At 70.2% G+C, this 4450-nt stretch carries 3 protein-coding genes; 2 read left to right on the plus strand and 1 reads right to left on the minus strand.

Annotated features, from left to right (window positions below):
- Positions 1-1370: family 16 glycosylhydrolase (locus GUY59_RS46190; protein WP_161715103.1), on the plus strand; the 1370-nt coding region annotated here is incomplete at its 5' end.
- A 153-nt stretch (positions 1371-1523) separates the two neighbouring features.
- Positions 1524-2981: an MFS transporter gene (locus GUY59_RS46195; protein ID WP_252375277.1), complete on the plus strand. Its 1458-nt coding sequence runs from the start codon at positions 1524-1526 to the stop codon at positions 2979-2981.
- Between the two features lie 152 nt (positions 2982-3133).
- Here GUY59_RS46195 and GUY59_RS46200 read toward each other — a convergent pair whose 3' ends face one another.
- Positions 3134-3937, minus strand: coding sequence for a glycerophosphodiester phosphodiesterase family protein (locus tag GUY59_RS46200; protein WP_138208681.1), 804 nt, complete (start codon positions 3935-3937; stop codon positions 3134-3136).
- Between the last annotated feature and the right edge of the window lie 513 nt (positions 3938-4450).

Here is a 4450-nt window from a genome sequence, read left to right on the forward strand (position 1 = left end):
CCACCGCCACCGCCGCCGCGGGCGAGTCGTTCATCGACCGTTTCGACGGCGCGCTCGACACCAGCCGCTGGTACGTCTCCGACGGCTGGAACAACGGCGACCACCAGAACTGCCAGTTCAACAGGAACAACGTACGGGTGGAGGGCGGAGCGCTCACCATCACCTTCGACGACAAGGCGTACGGGGAGCGCGACTACTCGTGCGCCGAGGTGCAGTCGCGTGCCCGGCTGAGCTACGGCACGTTCGAGACGAGGATGAAGGCGGGCAAGGGCAGCGGCCTGAACTCCGCCTTCTTCTCCTACATCGGCCCGGTGCACGACCAGCCGTGGGACGAGATCGACTTCGAGGTGCTCGGCAAGGACACCACCAAGGTCGAGGTGAACTCGTGGGTCAACGGCACTTCCTCCGGCGGCTTCCCCGTCGCGCTCCCGGCCGACTCGGCCTCGACCTACGTCGACTTCGCGTACGTGTGGGAGCCGGGCCGGCTGCGCTTCTTCGTCAACGGCAAGCTGGTCAAGACCCTGACCGGCGGCCAGGTGCCCACCCACGAGCAGCTCCTGTACGCCCAGATCTGGGGCAGCGACACGCTGACCGACTGGATGGGCCCCTTCACCTACCCCGGCCATCCCGTCGAGGCGTCCTACGACCACATCGCCTACACCAAGCTCGGTGACCCGTGCCAGTTCACCGGCTCGGTCGCCTGCTCGGTCACCACGTCGTTCGTCGACGACTTCGACACCCTCGACACCTCCCGCTGGTACGTCTCCGACGGTTGGAACAACGGCGCCCAGCAGAACTGCACCTGGGCCCGCGACCAGGTCGCCGCCTCCGGAGGCATGCTGAACCTGTCGTTCGCCAAGATGGCGGCCGGCGACCGGCAGTACGCCTGCGCCGAGGTGCAGACCCGCCAGCGGCTGGGGCACGGCACGTACGAGGCCCGGCTGAAAGGGGTCACCGGGTCGGGCCTGATGTCGGCGATGTTCACGTACGTCACCGGCGAGGCCATCGACATCAAGGTCATGGGCCGCGACCCGGGCAAGGCCAAGCTCGTGGCCTGGGACGACGGCACGCCGCTGGGGGAGACGCTGGCGTCGATCCCCGAGGGGTTCGTGGACGTGGGCATGGTGTGGTCGGACAGTAAGATCGACTACTACGTCAACGGCACGAAGGTGCATTCGATCACGGACGCGGCGCGGCTGCCCAAGCTCGACGCCAACCTGTTCCTCAACGTGTGGGGGAGCGACACGCTGACCGAGCACATGGGTCCGTTCGAGGACCCGGGCAAGACGCTCACGTTCCAGGTGGACCGGGTCGCCTACACCGCGCCCGGCGACCCCTGCCCGTTCGACGGCTCCATCGCCTGCGCCTGACCCTCGCCTCACCGCGACGCCCGCGGGCCGTCCTTGACGGCCCGCGGGCGCGCGGGCGGCCGGGCCGAGGTCTGGCGCGAGCGGGGGGGTGGGTATTCCATTCGCGGTGTCTGGCAGCCTTGTGCTGTCCTGTCCCCGACCGAACGGAGCCCGGTGGCGCTTCCCCCATCCCCCAGCAGATCGAGCGGGCTCGTCACCGCAGCCCTGGCCTTCAGCGGCATGGTCGTGTCGATGATGTTCACCCTGATGGTGCCCATCATCCCCGACCTGCCGCGGCTGCTGTCGGCCCCGGCGGAGGACGCGTCCTGGGCCATCACCTCCACGCTGCTGTCCTCGGCGGTGTTCACGCCGGTGAGCGGGCGGCTGGGCGACATGTACGGCAAGCGCCGCATGATGGTGATCAGCCTCGCCCTGATGGTCATCGGATCGGCGATCTGCGTCTTCACCAGCTCCCTGCCCCTCGTGGTGCTCGGCCGTACGCTCCAGGGCTGCGCGGTCGGCGTGATCCCGCTCGGCATCAGCATCATGCGTGACCTGCTGCCGTCCGGGCGGCTGGGCTCGGCCATGGCCCTGATGAGCGCGACGCTGGGCGCGGGCGGCGCGATCGGGCTGCCGGTGGGCGCCGTCGTCGCACAGTACGCCGACTGGCACATGCTCTTCCTGGTGGCCGCCGCGATGGGGGCGACGGGCCTGGTCCTGACCCTCACGATCGTGCCCGACTCGTCGCTGCGCGCGGGCGGACGCTTCGACTTCCCCGGCGTGGTGGGCCTGTCGGCCGGCCTGGTGTGCTTTCTGCTGCCCATCAGCAAGGGCGGCAGCTGGGGCTGGACGAGCCCGCTCACCCTGGGGTTGTTCGCCGCGGCGGCCGTCATCTTCGCCGTCTGGACGTTCGTGGAGCTGCGGGTCGCCAACCCTCTGGTCGACCTGCGGACCACCACCCGGCGTCAGGTGCTGCTCACCAACCTGGCGTCCATCGCGTTCGGATTCGCCATGTTCGGCACCCAGCTCGTCTTCCCCCAGGTGCTCCAGGCTCCGCCCGCCACCGGTTACGGGCTCGGGCTCTCCCTGTTCGAGGCCGGGCTCTGCATGGCGGTGGGCGGCGGCATGATGATCCTGCTCTCGCCCGTCTCGGCCCGCATCACCGGCGCCTACGGCCCCAAGGTGACGCTCATCCTCGGCGCCCTGCTCGCCGTCGCGGGCTACGCCGGCGCGCTGGCCGTGATGACGGAGGTCTGGCACGTCGCGCTGGCCGCGACCATCGTCTCGGCGGGGGCCGGCCTCGGTTACGCCGCGATGCCGGCCTCGATCATGAGCGCGGTGCCCGTCTCGGAGACGGCCGCGGCCAACGGGTTCAACTCGCTGATGCGCTCCATCGGCACGGCGACGGCCAGCGCGGTGATCAGCACCGTGCTGGCCGCGCACACCGTGCGGCTGGGCGCCGCCTCGCTCCCCACGCAGGACGGCCTGCGCTACGCGTTGATCATCTCGGCGGCCGCAGGGGTCGCCGGCATGGCCATCTCCGTGTTCCTGCCTCGCCGCCGGCCCTCCCGCCCGGAGGCCGGGCCTGGACGTGTGGTGAGCCGCACGTCAGGCGTACAGGCGCCGTCATGACTCCGGGGGACGGCCGAGGACCGGCGGCGCATGCCCTTGGAAACGGGAGGGCGGGCCTGCACAGTTCATCGTGTACGCCCGGCCGCCGGCGCCGGGATGGAGCTCCGGGTGCCGGTCTGCCGGAGGACCCAGTGGGGCGTGGAGCGGTGCGTTCAGCCGCAGGCGTCGGTGAGCCAGGCGCGATATTCCTTCGTGAAGTTCGTCATCACGCTCTTCGGCGCCTGGGCCAGCACCTCCCGCCAGCGGCTCACGTTGCCGTTCCAGGCGGGTGGCGGCTCCGCCCAGCTGACGCTGTCGGTCCAGCGCGCCTCGGGGCCCTTGAGCAGGCCGGGATGGCGCTCGGCGAGTTCGGCCTGGATCCAGGAGTCCTGCGAGTAGACCAGGATGCGGTGCGAGGCCTGGCGTTCCTTGATCGGGTCGGAGATCTCCTTCCACGCGGCCGTCGCGTAGGCGGGGTCGGAGAGCACGGCTCTGGCCTCGGGCTTGACCTCCAGCAGAGCGATCAGGCCGGCTGAGCGCACGTGGTCGAGCCACTGCCGCAGCGTGTGCACCTGTTCCCCCGCGTACGGGCCGCGTGCGATGCGGCGGTCGCGCAGATTGTCGCTTCCGGCCGTCCACCAGAGATCGGTGATGTTCTTCCTGGTGCCCGTCAACCCGTTGGTGGTGGTGTTGTGCCACATGACGGCCTTGGTGCCGTGCTGGGTGAGCTGCACGTCGCCCTCCACCCCGTCGGCGCCCCAATCCTGCTGGGCGTTCACGGCGCGGGCGTTGTTGGGCTGGCGGATCTGGTCGCGTTCCCAGGGGTTCGGCCCGGAAGGATAGCCGCCGTGCCCGAAGACCAGCGGGCAGGAGGCCGCGCCGGCCGCCGTCGCCTGGGAGTGCGCCACGGGCGGCGTGCCCGCCAGGGCGATCGCGGCCACCGAGGTCACGAACGCGGCCTTCGTCCTGGTCAGCATGAGAGGGTGACTCCGTCCGTCGGTTCGGCCAGGGGGATGATCCGCACGGGCAGAGTATGGGCGGGACTTTGGCCGATCAAGGGTTTGCGGAAGGCGAGAGTCGTCGCCCGGGGGTAAAAACCCGGTCAGAAGCATCCCGAACGGGCACACGTGACACAGGCGGGGTGTTGTCGCAGGGGAGACGGGCACATGACGGTCCCGTCAGCGGCACGACCACGGAGGTCACCATGTCTCTGCTGCACTACTTCGGCATCGCACGTCAACCAGTGCCCAATCCGGACCTATATCCGGACTCTTCCGGCGCGAGTGCGCGCCGGCGTCGTCGTCGGCGCCGGTGAGCTGACCGCCGACCTCAGAAACATCCGACCGGACACTTCCGGCCGGATGTTTCGCGTCTCCGCCCGGAACTCATGGTGGCGACGGCACCACGGACAACTCGCTGGGGTAGGCGTCGGCCGGCGCGCACGCGGACCGGTCAGCCGTTCGGTGGGGCGGGTCAGCCGTCCGGTGGGG

Source organism: Nonomuraea sp. K271, assembly GCF_009908215.1.
Lineage (GTDB): Bacteria > Actinomycetota > Actinomycetes > Streptosporangiales > Streptosporangiaceae > Nonomuraea > Nonomuraea longispora.